This is a genomic window from Micromonospora sp. NPDC048871, from assembly GCF_043198155.1.
Taxonomy (GTDB): domain Bacteria; phylum Actinomycetota; class Actinomycetes; order Mycobacteriales; family Micromonosporaceae; genus Micromonospora.
The window spans coordinates 717,123-735,931 of the sequence record NZ_JBICUM010000001.1 but is presented as its reverse complement, the minus strand read 5'-3'; the positions used below and the strand labels follow the sequence as shown (position 1 = coordinate 735,931).

Here is an 18,809-nt window from a genome sequence, read left to right as displayed (position 1 = left end):
CGCCGGAGAGCCGGAGGAATATCCCGATGCGGATGAAATACGTCCTGTCCGAGGTACTGGTCGGACTGTGGCGCAACGTGACGATGACCATCGCAATGATCATCACGTTGGGCGTCTCGCTGACCATGCTCGGCGCCAGCGGCCTGATCTACACCAAGGTCGCTGACATGAAGGACCTGTACTTCGAGAACATCCAGGTGTCGATCTTCCTCAAGACCGACATCTCCGAGGAGGAACGCACCTCACTGGGTTCCCGGCTGGAGGCCGACCCGCTGATCTCGCAGGTCACCTACGTCAACAAGGACGAGGCGTACCAGCGCTTCCAGGAGATGTTCCGGGACTCGCCGGACCTGCTCAGCGCGGTCAAGGCGGACCAGTTGCCCGAGTCGTACCGGCTGAACCTGGTGGACCCGGAGCAGTACAAGTCGATCTCGGAGCAGTACTCCTCGGCCGCCGGGGTCGATCAGGTGGTCGACCAGAGTCAGGTCCTCGACAAGATCTTCAACCTGTTCACCGCCGGACAGAACGTCGCACTGGCCGCCGCCATCGCGATGGCGGTGGCAGCGTTGCTGCTGGTGGCCAACACCATCCAGGTCGCCGCCTACAGCAAGCGGCGCGAGGTGGCCGTCATGAAGCTGGTCGGCGCCTCGAACTGGTTCATCCAGGCACCCTTCGTCCTGGAAGCCGTGGTCGCCGGCCTGATCGGCTCGCTGCTCGGCCTCGGGGCCCTGGTGGCGTTGAAGAAGTTCCTCTTCGACGACGCCCTGAGCGCCCTGCAAGGGCTGTTCGCCCCGGTCAGTTGGAGCGAGGTGCTGCTGACCTTCCCGGTGATGGCCGGCGTCGGTGGTCTGATCAGCGCGATCACCGCCTGGGTCACCCTCCGCTTCTACCTGCGGGTCTAGTTTTCGGTACGACCTTCGCGAGGGCCCTTCGGTGCGGGAACAAACCGCGCGGAAGGGCCCTTGTCATTCGGGTAGCATGATCTCCGCTCTCCGGCCGCCAAGGCCGCCGAGGGCAGTGGGCTAGGGGAAAGGAGGTGGCGCGGCGATGCCACGGGAGAAGGGGCGCAAGGTCGTCGCCTCCAACAAGAAGGCCCGTCACGACTACGCCATCCTCGACACGTACGAGGCAGGCATGGCGTTGACCGGCACCGAGGTGAAATCCCTGCGGGCCGGGCGGGCCTCGTTGGTCGACGCCTTCGCCCAGGAACGCGACGGCGAGCTGTATCTGCACGGCATGCACATCCCGGAGTACACCCAGGGCACCTGGACCAACCATGAGCCCCGGCGTACCCGCAAGCTGCTGCTCAAGCGGTTAGAGATCGACCGTCTGATCGGCAAGGCCCGGGAGGGCGGGCTGACCCTGGTGCCGTTGCAGGTCTACTTCTCCGACGGCTGGGCCAAGGTGGAGATCGGCCTGGCCAAGGGCAAGAAGGCGTACGACAAGCGCCAGGACCTGGCCAAGCGGGACGCGGACCGGGAGATCCAACGGGCGGTCGGCCGACGCGGCAAAGGCATGAGTGAGTAGTTTGTCCGGTTCATTCATCCCTGGTGTCGGCGACCTGACCTCGGGATGAATCCGGTTGCGGCAGGCGTTACGCTTGTCAGAGCCGCCGGAAGATGGCGGCCCGTCGAGGGGGTGACTGGTTTCGACTTCGTACGTTGCGGCAGGGGAAGCGAGCCGAGGAAGCCGACGTCGTCTCGAGAATCGTTCGTCGGAAAACAATAAGCGCCAAGAGCAATCGCGCTGACTTCGCTCTCGCCGCCTGAGGCGAGTAGTGAGTCTGTCGGCCTGGGAGTGCCTTCGACCCAGTTAGCCGGCATCAGCTAGAAGGCTGGCCAACCGGACCCGGTCGCGGGGTCCGTGCGGCGAGATTAATCAGCGACTGGGCCCGTCACACCGACTCGCTCGCGTGATCGGAGGGGCCGAGTAGAGGCACAGCGAGCTGCGCTCGGAGAAGCCCTGACAAGGCGGCGAAGGACCCGGGTTCGATTCCCGGCACCTCCACCACCTGAACTGCGCGCCCCGGCCATCCGGCCGGGGCGCGCAGTCGTGTCTCCCCGAAGGAATCGATCTTGTCAGGGAACCTGGTGCCGGGTAGGCCCGTCAGAGCAGGTATGCGTCGTCTCGCCGCCCGGTTGGGCCTGCCCCTGATGATCGTCGTAGCCGGTTGTGCACCGGCAGGCACCGGCCCGACCGGTCCCCTCCCCTCCGCCCAGGACCAGGACCAGGACCCCTTCGACCGGCGGGCCACCGCGGTGGCCGAGGGGTGGCGCCCCGGGCCCGGCTGGAGCACCGGCTACATCCCCCTTCAGGACCCCACCCTGCTGATCGGCGAGGCTGACTTCACCCCCGCCACCCAGACGGCGTTCCAGGCCGGCTGGTACCGCAAGCCGGCCGATCTGCCGGCCCGGCAGCCCGACTCGGGCACCATCCGCTTCCCGGACGGGGAACTGCGGGTACCGCTGGTCGACGCCGACGAAGCCTTCCGGACCCTCACCAACGGCGTCGAGCCGCCCTCCTGCCCGGGGGCGAAGAAGCCCGAGGTTCCGCCGCCGCCCGCCCCTGGTGGCGACCCGGACGGCACGGTCAGCAGCCGCCCCCAGGGCGAGTGTGTAGCACTCACCATCAGCAAGGTCGAACTGGGGACCGCGCCGCTGCGCACCAGCCGTGGCGAGGCACAGGTGCCGGCCTGGCTGTTCACCGTGGAGGAGATCGGTGCCGTGGTGGCCGCCACCGCGGTCGCGCCGCAGGCGGTCGGAAGGGTGCCCGACCCGGTCGTCCCCTCCGACTCCGCCCCGGAGGGGCTGGTGGCCGCGCAGAACATCATCGAGGTCGACGGCACGAGACTGGCCTTCCGGCTGGGGGTCGGCAGTTGCGACTCCGAGATCACCCCGCTGGTGCAGGAGCGGGAGGACCTCGTGGTGGTGGGCGGCTCGGTGGTGCGCTCCACGGACGTCTGCGACGCCATGCTGAAGCTGGAGGAGGTCGAGGTGACCTTGAAGGAGCCGCTGGGCACCCGACCCGTCCTGGACGCCCTCACCGGCGCACCGCTGCGGATCGGCGGCAACTGACCGCTCAGAGCAGCGGGGGGATGTCCGTCCGGATGGGTACCGGCAGCACCGTCGGGCCCTCCGCGCGCAGGGCTAGGTCGAGGGCCTCACCCAGGTGGTCGGGGGTCTCGACGACCGTGGTGGCGCAGCCGTAGCCACGGGCCACCGCGCTGATGTCGATGCCGGGAAGATCCAGCCCGGGTACCCCGGGGGTGTGTTTCAGCTCGGCGAAGGACTTGAGGATGGCGTACTGCTGGTTGACCGGGACGATCACGACCAGCGGCAGCCGCAACTGGGCGGCGGTCCACAGGGCCTGCACGGAGTAGTGGAAGGCCCCGTCCCCGATCACCGCAACGACCGGTCGGTGCCGGCCGGTGTGGCGTTGAGCCAGGGCTATGCCGACCGCCGCCGGCAGGCCGTACCCTAGGCCCCCGCTGGCCATCGTGAAGTACGAGCCGGGTCGGCGCAGCCGCAGGCGCCGGCGCAGCGCGGAGAGGTTCGACGGGGACTCCTGCACCAGCACCCCGTCCTCGGGCCAGTGCCGGGCCAAGGCGGCGAAGAGGGCGTCCGCACTGAGCGGAAGGGAGTCCTCGACCGAGGGTGGGTCGGGTCGGGGAGCCGGTGGGGGCCGGTCCACCGGCGGCAGCAGTTCCACCAGGGCGGCGAGGGTGAGCCCGGCGTCGCCGAGCAGGCTGTCACCGATCGGGGCCCGGGCGGCCTCCTCCGGATCGTCCGTGACGTGCAACAGGCGGGCCCCCTGGGGCACGGTGGCCCCGGGAATGTGCGGGTAGTACCGGAACACCGGGGCGCCGACCACCAGCACGGTGTCGTGCCCCTCCAGCCGCTCGGCCAGTGGCCCGGCGGCGTAGGGCAGCACCCCCTGGAAGTACGGGTGGTCCTCCGGGAAGGCGGTGCGTTCGGGCGCGGGTGCCGACCAGACCGGCGCGACCAGCCGCTCGGCCAGGGCAGTAGCCGCCTCCCAGGCCCCGGCGCGGTCCACGGCCGCACCGAGCACCACCACCGGTGACCGGGCCTCCGTCAGCGCGGCCGCGAACTGCCGCAGCCGCTGCGGGTCGGGCGCGAACCGGGTGGCCACCGTCCGCACCTCCGGCAGGGGGTCGGCGGGTTGGGCCCAGTCGTCCAGGGGCAGGGAGAGGAAGACCGGCCCGGCCGGTGGCTGGACGGCAGTGGCGTACGCCCGCATCAGCGAGGCCGGCACGTCCTGCGCGCGGACCGGTTCGTGGGCCCATTTGACGTACGGCTGGGGCAGCTCGGTGGGACGGCGGGCGGTGAGACGCGGTTCGAGCAGCAGCATCTGCCGGGTCTGCTGCCCGGCGGTGACGATCAGGGGGGTCCGGTTGTGCCAGGCGGTGACGATGTTGCCCATGGCGTTGCCGGTGCCCGGGGCGGTGTGCAGATTGACATGCGCGGGGGCTCCGGTCACCTGGGCGTACCCGTCGGCCATGCCGATCGCCGAGGCCTCGTGCAGCGCGTGCACGTACTGGAAGTCATCGGGGAAGGCCTGCAGGAAGGGCTCCTCGGTCGACCCGGGGTTGCCGAAGACGGTCGTCATGCCCAGCGCGCGGAGCAGCTCGTAGGTGGTGTCGCGGACCGTTGCCATCGCCCCTGAATCTAGCCCGGTCGCTCCGGCTGGCAGGGGCATTCGGGATTGCCGGGAGCCCTTCGGTCGGGGCTGGCTCTGCCCGCTGCGCCGGCCCCGATGTCGATCACTCGGCGATCAGACCGTCGCCACGGCCGGGGTCGCAAGCTATCGTGCCAGACATGGCTACGACAGCGCGGATGGCACCGGTGGGGCCTGTCGTTGGTGTGCCGGACCGGCCCTGCCCGCCGCGACGAGGCTGACGGGTACGCGTGATGCAGGGAGAGGGGCAGGCGATCGGCGGGCGGGCCATGGAGTCGATGATCGGGAAACTGCTGGTGGCGACGCCCGCACTGAAAGATCCGAACTTCGACCGTACGGTGGTCCTGTTGGTCGCCCACGAGCCCGGCGGGGCCCTCGGGGTGGTGCTGAACCGGGCCACCGAGGTGCCGGTGGCCGACGTGCTGCGCGACTGGGGCGACCTGGCCCGGCACCCGGCGGTGTTGTTCGAGGGCGGCCCGGTGCAGCCCGAATCGGCGATCTGCCTGGCCCGGATGCTTCCCCCGGTCCGCCGCCTAAAGGGCTTCCACCAGGTCTCCGGAGCCGTCGGCACCCTGGACCTGTCCGTCGATCCGGAGCGGCTGCGGGAGAACGTGCAGACCATCCGGGTCTTCGCCGGGTACGCCGGTTGGGGCGGCGGGCAACTGGAGCAGGAGATCGAGGAGGGCTCCTGGTTCGTGCTGGACGCCCTGCCCGGCGACGCCTTCGTCGAGCGCCCCGACGACCTGTGGCCCATGGTGCTGCGCCGGCAGGGCGGCATGATGGCCGCGGTGGCACATTTCCCACCCGACGTGGCCCTGAACTGACCCGCCCGAGGGGGGACCCCCGCGAGATGACCATGCAGGGCGGCGTGTGTATAGTTCTTCCAGTGCCCGGGGGAACCGGGCGCGAGGCAAGGGGCCGTGGCGCAGCTGGTAGCGCACCACACTGGCAGTGTGGGGGTCAGGGGTTCGAGTCCCCTCGGCTCCACCCGAGCGAAAAGCCCTGGCGGGAGATCTGATCTCCCGCCAGGGCTTTTATCATTCATCAATCTCTCGGACCGCTATGTGCCAGATCCGTGCCAGATCACGCGCTGATCTTGCCTCGCGCCTCTTCTATCAAGGCATCCAGCGCGGCAGCGATAGCGTGATCGCGGTCACGGGTCGCGTGCTGGTAGATCATCGCTGCGCGGGTGCTCGAATGACCGATGCGCGCCATCAGTTCCTTGAGCGTCGCGCCGCTCTGTGCTGACCACGTGCTGCCGGTGTGCCGCAGGTCGTGTAGGTGTAGGCCGAGGTCGGTCGGGATGCCAGCGGCGGTCAGGGCCTTTCGCCAGATCCGGTTGAAGTTGCGGCGGCGCGGGATGCCACGCTGCGCGCCGAGGAACAGCCGTCCATTGGGGCCGCCCTCGGCGAACTCTGCGAGGTGCGATTCGACGTCGGCACGCAGCCCGGCTGGCAGGCTGACCGGTCGCTTTCCCGCCTCGGATTTCGGGTCGTCGTCTACCTGCGTGCCGTCCTCCATCTCGGCGGTAGCGCGGCGTACCCGTAGCTCCATCGTGTGAAGGTCGATGTCTCGGCGGCGCAGTGCCACCAGTTCACCGAATCGCAGTTGTGCGAACGCGGCGAGCAGAACGAGCAGCCGGTAGCGCGGTTGGATGGCCTCGGCGATCGCGAACACCTGTTGCAGCGTGGCCGTGGGCCGTTCGTCGGCCTTGTCCTGGCCGGCTCCCTTGATGCGGCAGGGGTTCCGGCGTATCAGGTCGTCGTCAACGGCGGTGGCGAAAATCGCGTGAAGGATGCGGTACGTCTTCGCCACTGTCGGTTTCCCCACGCCATCCGCCAGGCGGTCAGCGCGCCATTTGCGGATATGCGGCGCGCTGATTTCGTTGAGCGCGTGGGCGCCGAGCTGCGGCCGGACGTGAAGGCGGATGTGCCGCTCGTACTCTTCCCGCGTCCGTGCCTTGAGATCGCGCTCGCGCATCCACCGATCGGCGTACTCGCTCAGCGTGATTTTTCCTGCGTCGGGGTCGAGCCATTCCCCGCGCAGCATCTCGGCCTCGGTTTCGACCAACCACTGTTCGGCGGCCCGCTTCGTGTCGAAGGTGCTCGGTGCCTTACGCGGCAGGCCGTCCGGCGCGGTGTACCGGGCTTGCCACGCGCCGGACGGCAGCTTTCTGACGCTGCCGAACCGACGCTTACGCCCCTTGGTGTTGCCTGCCATCAGGCGGCCCTCCTTGCCCGGCCGCGTCGCACCGGGGCGACAGTGCAGGAGTCGATGTAGGCGTTCAGGACGCTCTCCGCGATCCGTACGTGTCGACCGAACCGCTTGAACTCGATGCGCCGTTCCTCGATCAACCGGCGCGGGAAGCGGTCGGTGGTGCCGAGGCGGGCAGCTACTTCCGAGATCGTCAGGTACCTCTCCGGCATAGCGGGCCTCCTGTGGTGCGGCGTGCGGGTGGTGGGAAGGGCGTTCGTCGGCAAGCTGGGTGCCTTTCTGGCCGCTCGCAGGGTTCGGGGTGGGTCGATGGCCGGACGTTTCAGGGGGCGTTAGAGCGGCCCGCTGAGAGCGCCGTAGAGCCAAGATCTTTGGGTTGCGAGGGTGATAGGTGGGGTCTGTGCTGAAACATGGCGGATGGCGTGTGTTTCAGCCGATCCGGTCGGGCCGGTCACGGCCGGTCGGCTGTCACCGACCTGTCACCGTGGTCAGGTGGCGTTTCCGCAGGTGACAGCTGGTCGGATGACTGCGGTGACTCGGGTGACACCGGGGACACCTAGGCGGGTAGCCGGTATCGGCCACCGGGGTCACAGGCCACCTGGCCGGCGTCGAGCATCCGGCCGCAGGTCTTCTTGACGTTGTCGACGCTGAGGCCGGTGCCCTCGGCGATGGCTTTCGGCGTACTGCCGGGGAAGGTGCGTAGCCATCGCAGGATCGCCGCACGGGTTTCGCTGACTTCGTGTTCTGCGGCCGGGCCGTCGAGCATGGTCCACGCCCCGTTGGCGGGGTCGAACGCCAGGGCGTATTCCGACTCGTCCACGTCGCGGCCGGTCACGTGCAGCACCCCATCGGCCGAGCCACGCGGCCGGCGCAGCACGAGCGTGGCGTCAGCGGCACCCGCCAGGCCGTTCGTGCCGGACACGGCCTCTAGGAAGTCGTCCGATCCGGCTTTGCGGACGTGATGCACGAGCACCACGGCCACGCCGTAGGCGTCGGCAACCTTCTTCGCCCGACCCACGGCCGCGTAGTCCGCGTCGTAGGCGGACATGCCGGGTGCCGAGGTGCCGCGCAGCTTGGCGAACACGTCGATGATGACCATGCGCGCGTCGCGGTTGCGGTCCAACCATGCGGCGATCGCCTCATCACCACCCTGCGGCAGCGGCGGACACGCGGTGGCGAGAGTCAACCCGGCCGGTGCGGGTCGCCCGGCCAGAACCTTGCCTATGCGCGACTGCAACCGGCGGGGCGTGTCTTCCAACGCCAGGTAGAGCACCGGGCCGGGTTCGGTGTCGATGCTGCCGAACGCTTTGCCGCCGTCGGCGACGGTCAGGCCGAGGCCAAGGGACAGCCACGACTTGCCGACCTTCGGCGGACCGGCCAGCAGGTTCACACCCTCGGACAGCACACCCGGCACTGCCCACCGGGGAGGCGGGAACTCCATCGCCATGAGGTCGGCGGCGGTCCACGCGGTCCGGATGCGGCCGGGCTCGCGGCGAATCGGTGCGATGACCTCGGCGGCGGTGTCGTCGCCGGATTGGACCACGCGCAGGTCGGGACGCTCGGCGGGGGCGCTCATGCTGCCACGCTCCGAGGCCGGCGCGCACCGGCGCGCAGTCCGGATGCGATGGTGCGTGCCGTCTCCGCAGGCCGTAGCCCGGCCGTGTGGGCGGCGTCGGTGAGAACAGCCTCGGCGTCGTCCTGGGCGAGCGCGCCACCGGCGACGAGTTGGCCGAGAGCAACCGCGGAGACGTAGAGCGCCTGATTGCGGCTGCCGGGCGTGGCGGTGGTGACCTCGGCGACCTGGCGGCGGATCGCGGCGTCGACGTAGGCGGCGCGTCGTCCGGTGCCGAGGTCGACCACCACAGGCCGTTGTGGTGGCAGAGGTGGCGGCGCAGTGCCGGCGGCGATCCAGTCGGGCAGTGGTGCCGGGTCGCAGTCGCGCGCCACCGTATAGGGGCGGCCGGCGGCCGTGCTGCCGGCAGCGACGACGTAGCCACCGTGGGCGCGGGTGTCGACTTTCCAGCCGAGGCCGCCCCGGTCGCCGGTGGTGTTGCGTAGCTGCGGCCCGATGTTGGGATGCCGGTAGTACAGGTGGGTACCGCCGCTGCCGGTGAGCACGGTGTAGGTGTGGTCGACGCCGGTCGGCGCGGTGTCGTCCGGGCCGAACCCGGCAATCCAACCGGTGGGGGTGCCGTGCCGGTCGGCGAGGATCGCGAACACGTCGCGGCCATCGCACACACCGGCCCATTCCGGCGGTGGGATGTCGGCGTTGCTCTTGGGTACGTCCAGATCGACCACGACCAGCCCGGACGGGCCACAGGCGATGCCGATGCCGTAGGGACGGGTCGACCAGGCGCGGCGGATGCGGTCCGGGTCGGTGGTGGCCCGGTCCTCCCAACCGACGTGCCCGGCGCGGCAGCGTGGGTCACGGCCGGTGCATTGGTCGGTGGGGTGGTCGGGGAACGCGGGTCGCTTGTCGTTGGGGCGGAGCGGGAAGATGTGCCATCCACGTTCGGCGTGGGCGAGGGCGGTAGCGAGTAGGGCGGACATGTGGTGTCTCCTGATCAGGCGGTCTTACAGCGGGCGGTGTCGAGGTCGAGCAGCGCCGCACGGCCGGTGGCCGGCGTGCGGCCGGACGGGCGAGCGGCGGTGGCGATGGACAGGCGTAGGTAGAGGCGGTGCCGGCCGGCGTCGGTGCCGGTGAGCGGGCGGCGGGTGCCCCGTTGGGTGAGTCGTCCGGCGGCGGCGAGCGCGGTTACTGCGGCGTCCAGCTCGGCGGGGGTGCCGGTGAGCCAGACCTCCAACCCGGACAGCCGGGCATCACGTGGGGAAGCGCCGTCGCGGCGCGGCCCGGCCATCAGGCGGCCCGCCGAGGTCGGGGCCGTGCCGCGATGGCGGCGCGGGTCACGGCCTGGCGCACGTCGTCGAGCAGTCCGACCAACTGACGGCGGGCGGCCAGTTCGGTCGGGGCGAGGGCGACCCGGATGCGGATTTCGGCGTGGTCGCGGCCGGCGGCGGTCCGCACGCGCACGAGCACGGCACGCGCCCGACCGGGGATGTCGACCACGATTTCATCGGAGCGATGTTCGCCGAGGCCGCATCGGTGGTCCCGGCCGCACCATGGCGTGTGCTGGTCGCGGCCGGTCACTGGTGGCCTGCCCGGTACTCGGTGCGGATGTACTCGATCAGCCGGCGGCCGAGGCGCGGCCGGCGGCCGGTGCCGTGGCAGCGGTGGCATTCGTGCGGGGCGCGGATGATGAGTCCGCGTCGTTCGCCGGTGCCGTGGCAGGCGCGGCAGCGTGGCATAGGCGCGGCGTAGCAGAGGATCAGGTGCCACGCTGCGTAACCGGTGGCGGTGAGGCTAGCTAGTAGGGCGAGGGTGACCACAGAACGCCTCCCAAGGCCGTTTCAGGGTGCAGACAGGTCACGCCGCTAGGGACTAGGGCGCTGATCAGGATTCGGATTGGTCGCTAGTGGTGCCGCTAGGTCTAGCGGGGCTGGCCGCTAGACCTAGCGGCGATCGGTGCGGCTAGCTGGCGGCCCGCCCACCCTGCTCGCGATCACGCTTGGTGATCGCGGTGAGGATGTGCGCGCGGTCGATACCGCGCCGGTTGGCTCCTTTGCCGGTGTCGGGGTCGGTGCCCCATACCTGTCCGGTGGTGACGCCGTACGGCTTCAACGCGGCGGTCAGTTGCTCCCGCGTCAAACCCGCGTACACCTCCGGCCGCAGCCCGGCGAGCCGTTCGCAGACCACCTCGGACCACAGCTTGGCCTCGCTGTCGGACATGACGGCGGCGATGTCGTCCAGCAGCGTGTCCCGGCGCACGGCGGTGGTGTCCATGGTCTGCCCGGCCGCGTGGCCGGTGAGGGTGCCAGCCTGCTCCCGTAGGGTGCGGGCGCGGCGGATGACCTGCTCGGCGGTCGGCCCGTCGATGTAGAACGTCCGGGTGATCGTCGGGTCATCACCCTCACCGGCGAGATAGCCGATACCCCGATCCCGCCGAGAGAACATGGTCGCCTTGATACCGGCCTTGTGCATCGACGTGCCCAGCACCATGTCGTTCTCGGTGTGACCCATGACCTTGAGGCAGAACCGCAGCACCGCATTGGCGCTGATGCCGGTCGGCAGACTCTTCGCGTCCGGCCGCTGCGTGGCCAGGATCAGCGTGATCCCGGCGGCCGGGCCACGCTTGATCAGGTCCGTGCAGATCTCCTCGAACTCATCGCCGTACTTCGGGTGTTCGAACCACACCTGACACTCGTCAACGCCGATCACGATCGGCTGCAAGCCCAGCTTGCGGGTGCTGGCCAGGTCGGGGGTGACCTTGTTTTCCGGGCACAGGTCACGCGGCAGTTCCCGAATCACCTTCGTCCGGCGGCGTAGCTCGGTGCGGATTTCGCGCATGGCAGCCAGGCCGTAGGCGATGTCTTCGTCTTCGTCACCGGCGCGGTAGCGGTGGCTGATCGGCTCCAACGGCGACAGGTCACCGGTGCCCTTCAAGTCGAAGGCGAGGATCCAGGCGCGGGGGTCGAGTGCCGCGCCGAGCATGGCCAGACGCAGGGAGAACGTCTTACCCATACGCGGGATGCTGCCCACGATCATCGACGCGAACATCAGCGTTAGCGTGACGGCCCGGCCGCGTGGGTCGGTGCCGAACGGGAACGGCTTGAACAGATCCACCGCACCCGACTTGAGCAGCGGCCAAGGGTTCTGCTTCGACCGGGACAGATCCTTGTCGGCGACGAACAGGACCAGGCGGCCGGGGTGTACCTCGGCGTTGGCCTCGGGCCACACACAGCCGAGCGGGCGGGTGAGCGCGGCGGCCAACTCCTCCCGCTTCTCGACCACCGCCGAGGCCGTCACCCCGCGCGGCAACTCCACGTCGGCACGCCAGCCAGTGCCGTTCTCCCGCTGGATCGGCGCGGGGAACCACCGCTTGCCGGTGTCGCCTCGACGTAGTGCCTGGTTGATGCCGGAGATGTTCAACGCGGCCAAGGCACGCACGACCTCATCCGAGGTCAACGGCGTGACCGGGCTGCGCACCACCGCCGTGTCGAGCAGCGGCCGGTCAGCCGGTGCGCCGAGCACCCCGAACACCACCACCACACCCGCCAGGGTGGCGACCACGGTGGCGGCCGGCGCCGTCACGAGCAGACCAACGCCGACCAGCAGCACGGCCCCGGTGGGAACGGCGGTCAGACCACGCCACCGCACCCGCCGATCCCGCTGCCGGGCAAGGGTTTGATACAGCCGGGCCTCTTCCGGACGGTCGATGGCGGCGCGGACCACGGATTGGCGAACCGGTTCGCCTTCCAGGTCGAACAACCACCGCACGTAGCCACGGGTGACCCGGTAGACGCCGACCGGCGCACGCCACGCCAGCTTGCCGACGTACTTCGGCACCCGAAGCAGGTGGTAGCCGGCGGCGTGCGCGGCCAGCCCGGTGGCCCACGCCAGGTTGCCGGCGAACTCGGTACGGGAGCGTAGCCAGCCGGGCAGGATCGGCCGACGCTGCGCGTCGCGGAACCCGGCCAGAGTGAACCGCGGGCGACGCTGCGCGTCGATGCTGTCGACCAGCATCGGCCCACCCTCGGCGGTGTCGTCGTCGCCGAGGTCGACACCAGCGCGGCGGGAACGGGCCGCGTCCAGGTCGACCACCTCGGCATCCGGCCCGGTGGCGTTCAGATCGGCTTCTGCGGCGTGCCAGTCGAAACGGTCGTCATCGGGGGCAGTCATGATGGGGGTTCCTCCAACGGTCTACGGATCAGCAGGGGGACCGGCGGCACAGCGCGGTTCCTAGGCCAAGGGCTGTGCCGCCGGGCGAAACTAGTCGTGCGAGCGAACGAGGTGCGCCAGCGCGGCACCCATGCCGAGCACCGCCACCGGCAGGCAGGCAACGGCGGTGGTGATCCACCACGGAGCTATCTGCACTCCGGCAGCGACGAGCAGGTGATACGCCACCTGGCCGAGCGCGCCGACCAGCAGTGAGGCGATGGCCGACCACTTCGCGAACTGCCGCGCCCGGTCCGGGACCCGGCCGGACAGCCATACGTAGAGGGCGTAAGCGCCGTAGGTTTCGACGCCGATCGGGAGCGTGATGGCGGTGTTGATGGCGAACCCGTCGGCGATACCGGGTAGCGGGTGCACCACCCCGAATCCGGTGAGTCCGCCGAGTCCGACCCACCCGGACCAGATAGCCACGAACGCCGGCAACGCGAGCAGAATGACCGGCCAGACCACCGCCGGACGGTCCGGCTTGTCGCTGGCCGGTGGGGTGGGTGCGTCCGGGTGACCGACCGGCGTGGCCTCGGCGACCGGCTCGGCGGGTGCGATCTTCGGCGGCTCGGCGGGCAGTGGCGTGTGCACGGGCATGGCCGGTACCGGGGCCGGGTCCGGGCCGATCGGCTCGGCGTAGTCCAACCGAGGCACCACCGGGCTACCGGTGCCGGTGTCGGGTGCCAGTAGGGCACCCCGGACGGCCATCGCCGAGCGGAGGGTATCGGTGCGGGCCCGCTCGGCGTGCTCGGACTTGAGCCGGGCCAACAGCTCATCGGCCTTCGGCGCACCGATGCGGAACTCCCGCATCAACCGGTTACGCGACGGGAACTCCTGCCCGTCCGGCAAATTTAGGGCGCGGGCGGCGGGCAACAGCTTCTCGATGGGCTGCGGGTAGCGGGTGCCGTTGATCGTGGGTGCGGTCATCAGGCCACCGCCAGCGCGGCGAGCCGGTCAACGGTGGCCGGGTCGAGGTCAGGGCCGGCGGTGTACTCCTTGGCGTGGGCGTAGATCTCCCACCCGTGCAAGGTCGGGTAGGCGTACATCACCTGCCAGGGGCGGCCGTCGTCGCTGGCGCCGGTGTGCTCGGCGGTGAGCGTGTCCGGGGTGTTGAGTCCGGCCAGGTGAAGCCAGGACCGTAGTTCGGCGATGCGGTCGAAAGATACCGCCAGGGCTACGCCGTCGGTGTGGGTGCGGATCTCCGTCGGGTCGGCCAACAGCAGGATGTCAGCCATCACGGCACGTCGGGACTTACGGGGGGTGTTCACGCGGACTCTCCTTCGGGGTAGGCGCAGTCGACGCACTCGCCGAGCGAGCGCGGGATGCAGTACGGCCGGACCACGCCGCAGGTCGGGCAGGTACGGCGGGCGATCAGGGCGGCGGCGATGGCGCGCAGTTGGGCGGGGGTGGCGGTGCGCTTAGGCCGGGCCAGGTCGACCCGGTACAGGTAGGCGGTACGGGTGCCACCGACACCGCGCCAGAGAATCTGCGCGGCGACTGGTTGGCCACCGGGGCGTAGGCCGGCGGCACGGAGTTGACGGCGGGTGGCGTAGCCCGGCGGCGCGCCGCGCCACCAGTAGGTAGGGATGCCGTACTTCAAGCCGTCCGGGTCGTAGTAGGCGGCACGGATACGGGACATCAGGCCGCGCGCTGCGGGCCGGTGGTGCGGGTGGCCACCTCGGCGGCGGCACGGGTCACGCGGGCCTCGGCCCGGCGCAGCCTGCGCCAGTCCAGGGCGGTCGGGCCGCCGTGGTCCTCGGCGTAGATCAGGGTGATCTGCGCGTCCAACACGTCCAACTCGGCGGCGATCAACGGCCACTCGGCGTCGATCGCGGCCAGGTCGGCGGCGGTCGGTTCAGCGGTGACGGCAACGAGGCGTTTCCTCACGGGAACCTCCGGCTAGTGGAGCTGATTTAAGCGCTAAAATTAGCGCCGAAGTTGTGCGTTGTCAACAAGGGGAGGGGCTAGGATCGGCGGATCAGTCAGTCAGACAAGGGGGCATCGGGTGGAGGATTGGCAGGCTGTGGCCAGCGCAATCAACGGCCGGATGGCCGAGTTGCCGTTGACTCAGCAGGAACTGGCAGAGAGATCCAAGGTGTCCGTTGCGACCCTGCGCGAGTTGCAGTACGCCAAGGCGAACCGGAAGCGTTCGACCCGCACCCTTGCTGCGATCTCTCAGGCGCTGGACTGGCCGGATGGCTACCTGCAAGCGGTTCTGACAGGTGCCACGCCCTCCGAGAGCCGTAAGGGTGCCGAGATGCCGGACAGTTCCTCGCTCGTGCTTGCCCGACTCGATCAGCTCCATGCCGAGGTACGGCGGTTGGCCGATGCCGTTGAGCGGATCGCGGTCGATGTCGGTCATGCGGACAAGGACACCAGTTCCCGGCGCGCACCCAAACGCCGTGCTGACGGCAGCTAGGGCGCATCCGCTAGGCATCGACTAGGCACGCTGGGCCTGACCGAGCGTTGCCGAAGCCGGAGGGAAGGAAAGAGTTGCCTGCTCGGGCCAGAGACGCCACGCCCAATCTCGCGCTCTACAACTTGCGTGATGCGGCGGGTGAGACGCAACAGGACGTGGCCGATGCCGTAAACCGCCTCGGCGCGGGACGCGGAAAGAGGTTGGCCGTCACAGCCAACCAGGTCAGCCGATGGGAACGCGGCATCACTTTTCCGTCTGCCCTCTACCGGCAGCTGCTCGCCGAGCACTTCGGCGTCAGCGTGCAAGACCTTGGCCTGACCAGGCAGCGCATCGTGCCGCAGCAGGAAGAGAATCCTGAGACCGACGCGGGAGGCTTTGCCATCCATCCAGAGCCCGCATCTCATCCCCATGTCGAGGGAAGCCAGGAAGAGTGGCGGGCCGTCCGGCGGACGCTGAACGCTTACCGCGTCCAGCTCGCCCGCGAGGCGGCCCGGCTGTACGAGCCAGAGCATCGGGTAGGGGATAGCGGACTGATCGCAGCACCGGCTTGGCTGCCGGCGGTACCGATCGAGCTGGGGCAGTTCGGGATCGCGCACGCGGCGGATGGAGCCTCGCCGGTGGTTGCTGGCACCGAGGATGCAGCGGCAGCCGTTCGCCCGCTAGCTGTCGACGGTCGGCGACACCAGCGCTACAGCCTCGCCCTCCGGGATGTCGAACAGCCTCGGCTCTTTGAGAACCGACTTGCGTGGCACCTCACCGACGTTGATTGGAGTCAACCCGAGCGAGCGCTGACATTCTCGACCGGCACCTACTTCGGTGCCGTCGATGTCGCCGAGGCGCTGGCTCATGAGATGGCCATGTTTCATGTGGCTGGCGATGGAAGTGGAATCCTTCCGGCGTCCTGGCGCAACTTGGCGTTCCGGAGGCTGGTCGGCGATCCGTTCACGCCTAGCCGTCGGGCAACGGCGTCGTCAACCGACACGTTGACGCTTCGAGTAGATGAAGACGGGGTTTCTTTCGTTCTGCATAACCGCGCTGCCGGGAACGTCGCAGTGGCTGGCGGGATGTTGCATATCATGCCCGCCGGAGTCTTTCAGCCGTCGAGTATCCTTCCTGCTGCACAGGATGCCGATTTCACCCTGTGGCGCAACATGATGCGGGAGTACAGCGAGGAATTTCTAGGCAACCCTGAGCATGGCGGTGAGGGAGAGCCGGCGGACTACGCTGCTGAACCGTTGGCCTCCTTTGACCGCGCGTACGCTGCTGGCGGGGTCCGTGTCTACTGCCTCGGCGTGGCGCTTGATGCACTCACGCTGTGGGGCGAGATCCTGACCGTAGCGGTCTTCGACGGCCCGACCTACGACCGGCTATTCGCCGATATGGTCAGCGCCAACGCCGAAGGGACCGTGGTCGTGACTGGCCGAGCAAAGCCTACGTCCGCGCTGCCGTTCACCCGTCACACCATTGACGAACTCACAGCCAGCGGCCGGCTAGCTCCGGCAGCCGCCGGATGCATTCAACTCGCGTGGGAGCATCGTCGCACCATTCTAGGGAGAGGCTGACATGCACGTACTGGTTACCGGTGGCCTCGGATTCCTGGGACACGCTGTCACACTCGACTTGCTTGCAGCCGGACACCGGGTCACTGTGATGAGTCGGGGTCGGACAGAGGCCAAGCCACCTGCCGGCGGTGAGTTGGTGATTGGGGATATCCGAGATCGCGAGCGTGTTGCCGAGATCGTCAAGGAGAACGAATACGACGGGGTGGTGCACCTCGCTGCCCTGACCAGCGGCCGAGACTCCCTGACTGATCCGCTCAGCTACTTCGACGTGAACACAGCAGGGACTCTTAACCTGCTTGTGGCGCTGGACGCAATGCGGGAGACACGCGCCCCCGCTTCCCTGGTCTTCGCCTCCACCAATATCGTTTACGGATCGCAGTACAGCGGCGGACTTTCGGAAGATCTCGATGTGCGTCCCGAAAGCCCATACGCCGCGTCAAAGGTTGCGGCGGAACAGATGGTGTCAGCCTACGCAGCGACTGGCGCAATTGGCGCAGTTATTGTCCGGCCCTTCAACATCGCGGGTTCCGTGGACGGGGTAGGGGATACCGATCCGGCTCGCATCATCCCCAACGTCTTTCGGGCCATCACCGGTCAGCGTGATCACGTCACGCTCAACGGCGACGGGTCAGCGGTCCGTGACTTCGTGCACCTAGCCGATGTAGCAAGCGGTATTCGGCTCGCTCTGTTGGCCTGTACGCCAGGCCGCAACCGGACCATCAATCTTGGATCAGGCATCGGGACGAGCATGGCCGCAGTGGTCGCCACCGCCGAGCAGGTCACCGGCCACCCGGTAGCGGTACGGCACATGCCGCCCAAGCCTGAGCCGCCGAAGCTGGTGGCTGACATCAGCCGCGCACGCGCCGATCTCAACTGGCGACCGACTAGATCTGGCCTGAGCGAGATGCTCGCCGACGCCTGGGAGGCGTGGCACCGCTGATTCGTAGGTTCACGGGTTCTGGTCCAGACAGGACGTCGGATGGTATCGGTCCCAGTGCCGTTTGGACTTCAAGTGCTCGGGATGTCACCCGCGTCACTAGTGTCACCGGGCGTGCTTTGAGCTGCGGAGACGCTTCGGGGACTCCGGTGACGCCTCGGTGACACGCCTGCGACGGCCGCGGAGGCAACCAGAGGGTGGGCCGAGGCAGGCGGGATAGCACAGTCGGTGGCCTTCAGTCATCATGGAGTTCCATTCACTTGAGACGTGTCGGGAGAGCGCCGGTGGTCATTGCTGTGGAGTGGTACGAGGCGGCAGGATTTTGGGTGACCACTGCCGGTGTTTTGCTCGCTACGACAATCGGAACTATTTCCATATCGGCCACCTATCGGGCGGCGGTCCCGAAGCGTCGACTGGTTTACGGAGTAACGACCAATATTCCCATGCTGCGAGTGTCTGATCAGGAATTGGATGGAGAAGATATTCGAGTAATGATCGGCGACGAGGTTCTAAAGAACCCGACGTTTGTTGAGGTTCGCATCGCGAATTATGGTCGACGTGACATCCCCAGTCAACTTTTTGATAAGGGAGAGCCGCTGCAGATCCACCTGAAATCTGTGCTAGTTCGGCCCGTGGGGTATGTCTGCAACCTGCCGAATGTGCCAACTCCGACGCTGACTGCAGACGAGAGAAGCGTATGTATTGGTCCCTCCCTGCTTGCAGCGGGCCAGATCATCGTTTTGCGAATGATGGTCGACGGTGCACCGAACCCGACGCTGTCAAGTCCGCTGATTGACACCAAGATCGACGAGATTCACGCCCTGCGTGGCAAGTGGAGGCGCCTGCGCTTTCGAATTCTTGTCAGTGCATTGCTTGTCGGTATTGTTGGCTCGTCGGCTAATGCTGTGCAACTCATGCGATCCATTGAGGATTCAGTCGAAGAGCTGAACGCTTCCCTCTTGATCGTGCCTGCGACTACCGCGATCCTTTTGTTCTGTCTAATTCTGTTGGCGAGGATCGTATCCCGAATAAGTGACCGGCTTTGGTTGAAGTTCGATATTGATTCATCGTCGATTATCTCCGACTATGACGAGGAAGACCTCTTCATCCCTATTTCCGAAGGTTCAAATAGTTCGGTTAATCGAAGCTGACGATAGCGTGAAATGTCGACAACCGGCCATCAACGACGTGAGGCCAAGAGTCAGC

General features: G+C 68.2%; 20 protein-coding genes, 1 tRNA gene, 1 other RNA gene and 1 pseudogene. 10 read left to right on the top strand and 13 right to left on the bottom strand.

All coding sequences use genetic code 11. The features are described from left to right. Positions 1-26: 26 nt before the first annotated feature. From ftsX to ACGFIK_RS03515, 4 genes are all read left to right on the top strand, one after another. Positions 27-902: a permease-like cell division protein FtsX gene (gene ftsX / locus ACGFIK_RS03530; protein WP_327022591.1), complete on the top strand. Its 876-nt coding sequence runs from the start codon at positions 27-29 to the stop codon at positions 900-902. Between the two features lie 145 nt (positions 903-1,047). Beyond that, on the top strand, positions 1,048-1,527 hold the full coding sequence (gene smpB / locus ACGFIK_RS03525; protein ID WP_327022590.1) for an SsrA-binding protein SmpB: 480 nt from the start codon (positions 1,048-1,050) through the stop codon (positions 1,525-1,527). A 107-nt stretch (positions 1,528-1,634) separates the two neighbouring features. Continuing rightward, positions 1,635-2,010: a transfer-messenger RNA gene (ssrA, locus tag ACGFIK_RS03520) on the top strand. Positions 2,011-2,117: 107 nt separating this feature from the next. Continuing rightward, positions 2,118-3,074 carry a hypothetical protein gene (locus ACGFIK_RS03515; protein ID WP_327022589.1) on the top strand — a complete coding sequence of 319 codons (957 nt, stop codon included), beginning with the start codon at positions 2,118-2,120 and terminating at the stop codon, positions 3,072-3,074. A gap of 4 nt (positions 3,075-3,078) precedes the next feature. Here ACGFIK_RS03515 and mdlC read toward each other — a convergent pair whose 3' ends face one another. Further along, on the bottom strand, positions 3,079-4,674 hold the full coding sequence (gene mdlC / locus ACGFIK_RS03510) for a benzoylformate decarboxylase (RefSeq protein ID WP_327022588.1): 1,596 nt from the start codon (positions 4,672-4,674) through the stop codon (positions 3,079-3,081). Between the two features lie 254 nt (positions 4,675-4,928). Between mdlC and ACGFIK_RS03505 the strand changes: the two genes are divergently transcribed. Together ACGFIK_RS03505 and ACGFIK_RS03500 are read left to right on the top strand one after the other, a co-directional pair. Next, positions 4,929-5,519, top strand: coding sequence for a YqgE/AlgH family protein (locus tag ACGFIK_RS03505; RefSeq protein ID WP_327027254.1), 591 nt, complete (start codon positions 4,929-4,931; stop codon positions 5,517-5,519). A 90-nt stretch (positions 5,520-5,609) separates the two neighbouring features. After that, positions 5,610-5,682, top strand: a tRNA-Ala gene (locus ACGFIK_RS03500). Between the two features lie 96 nt (positions 5,683-5,778). Here ACGFIK_RS03500 and ACGFIK_RS03495 read toward each other — a convergent pair. The 12 genes and pseudogenes from ACGFIK_RS03495 to ACGFIK_RS03440 all read right to left on the bottom strand — a co-directional run bounded on the left by ACGFIK_RS03495 (position 5,779) and on the right by ACGFIK_RS03440 (position 14,572). Further along, entirely contained in the window at positions 5,779-6,915 is a 1,137-nt protein-coding gene (locus ACGFIK_RS03495) for a site-specific integrase (protein ID WP_327022587.1), read from the bottom strand. Further along, on the bottom strand, positions 6,915-7,121 hold the full coding sequence (locus ACGFIK_RS03490; protein WP_327022586.1) for an excisionase family DNA-binding protein: 207 nt from the start codon (positions 7,119-7,121) through the stop codon (positions 6,915-6,917). The genes ACGFIK_RS03495 and ACGFIK_RS03490 overlap by 1 nt, the downstream gene beginning before the upstream one ends. Positions 7,122-7,397: 276 nt before the next feature. Continuing rightward, positions 7,398-8,485 (bottom strand): annotated as a pseudogene (locus ACGFIK_RS03485) (AAA family ATPase). Continuing rightward, positions 8,482-9,459, bottom strand: a complete 978-nt coding sequence (locus ACGFIK_RS03480) for a bifunctional DNA primase/polymerase (protein ID WP_327022585.1) — start codon at positions 9,457-9,459, stop codon at positions 8,482-8,484. The pseudogene ACGFIK_RS03485 and the gene ACGFIK_RS03480 overlap by 4 nt, the downstream one beginning before the upstream one ends. Positions 9,460-9,473: 14 nt before the next feature. Beyond that, positions 9,474-9,767, bottom strand: a complete 294-nt coding sequence (locus ACGFIK_RS03475; protein ID WP_327022584.1) for a hypothetical protein — start codon at positions 9,765-9,767, stop codon at positions 9,474-9,476. After that, positions 9,767-10,057: a hypothetical protein gene (locus ACGFIK_RS03470; protein ID WP_327022583.1), complete on the bottom strand. Its 291-nt coding sequence runs from the start codon at positions 10,055-10,057 to the stop codon at positions 9,767-9,769. Before ACGFIK_RS03470 ends, ACGFIK_RS03475 begins: the two co-directional genes overlap by 1 nt. After that, positions 10,054-10,296, bottom strand: a complete 243-nt coding sequence (locus tag ACGFIK_RS03465; protein ID WP_327022582.1) for a hypothetical protein — start codon at positions 10,294-10,296, stop codon at positions 10,054-10,056. The genes ACGFIK_RS03470 and ACGFIK_RS03465 overlap by 4 nt, the downstream gene beginning before the upstream one ends. Before the next feature lie 142 nt (positions 10,297-10,438). Beyond that, complete coding sequence (locus ACGFIK_RS03460; protein ID WP_327022581.1) at positions 10,439-12,646, bottom strand: cell division protein FtsK; 2,208 nt, start codon at positions 12,644-12,646, stop codon at positions 10,439-10,441. A gap of 90 nt (positions 12,647-12,736) precedes the next feature. After that, entirely contained in the window at positions 12,737-13,612 is an 876-nt protein-coding gene (locus tag ACGFIK_RS03455; RefSeq protein WP_327022580.1) for an ABC transporter permease, read from the bottom strand. Then, the gene (locus tag ACGFIK_RS03450; RefSeq protein WP_327027251.1) at positions 13,612-13,920 is read right to left on the bottom strand and encodes a hypothetical protein; all 309 of its coding nucleotides are present in this window, start codon (positions 13,918-13,920) and stop codon (positions 13,612-13,614) included. Before ACGFIK_RS03450 ends, ACGFIK_RS03455 begins: the two co-directional genes overlap by 1 nt. 29 nt (positions 13,921-13,949) lie before the next feature. After that, entirely contained in the window at positions 13,950-14,324 is a 375-nt protein-coding gene (locus ACGFIK_RS03445) for an RRQRL motif-containing zinc-binding protein (protein WP_327022579.1), read from the bottom strand. Further along, on the bottom strand, positions 14,324-14,572 hold the full coding sequence (locus ACGFIK_RS03440) for a DUF6284 family protein (protein ID WP_327022578.1): 249 nt from the start codon (positions 14,570-14,572) through the stop codon (positions 14,324-14,326). The genes ACGFIK_RS03445 and ACGFIK_RS03440 overlap by 1 nt, the downstream gene beginning before the upstream one ends. A 118-nt stretch (positions 14,573-14,690) precedes the next feature. On the opposite strand from ACGFIK_RS03440, the gene ACGFIK_RS03435 reads away from it, so the two are divergent. The 4 genes from ACGFIK_RS03435 to ACGFIK_RS03420 all read left to right on the top strand — a co-directional run bounded on the left by ACGFIK_RS03435 (position 14,691) and on the right by ACGFIK_RS03420 (position 18,754). Then, on the top strand, positions 14,691-15,104 hold the full coding sequence (locus ACGFIK_RS03435) for a hypothetical protein (protein ID WP_327022577.1): 414 nt from the start codon (positions 14,691-14,693) through the stop codon (positions 15,102-15,104). A gap of 200 nt (positions 15,105-15,304) precedes the next feature. Then, positions 15,305-16,666 (top strand): helix-turn-helix transcriptional regulator, encoded by a 1,362-nt coding sequence (locus ACGFIK_RS03430; RefSeq protein WP_327022576.1) that lies wholly within the window; start codon positions 15,305-15,307, stop codon positions 16,664-16,666. A 1-nt stretch (position 16,667) separates the two neighbouring features. Then, positions 16,668-17,606 (top strand): NAD-dependent epimerase/dehydratase family protein, encoded by a 939-nt coding sequence (locus ACGFIK_RS03425; RefSeq protein ID WP_327022575.1) that lies wholly within the window; start codon positions 16,668-16,670, stop codon positions 17,604-17,606. Positions 17,607-17,887: 281 nt separating this feature from the next. Further along, a complete protein-coding gene (locus ACGFIK_RS03420; protein ID WP_327022574.1) occupies positions 17,888-18,754 on the top strand; it encodes a hypothetical protein in 867 nt (288 codons plus the stop codon). Positions 18,755-18,809 lie beyond the last annotated feature (55 nt).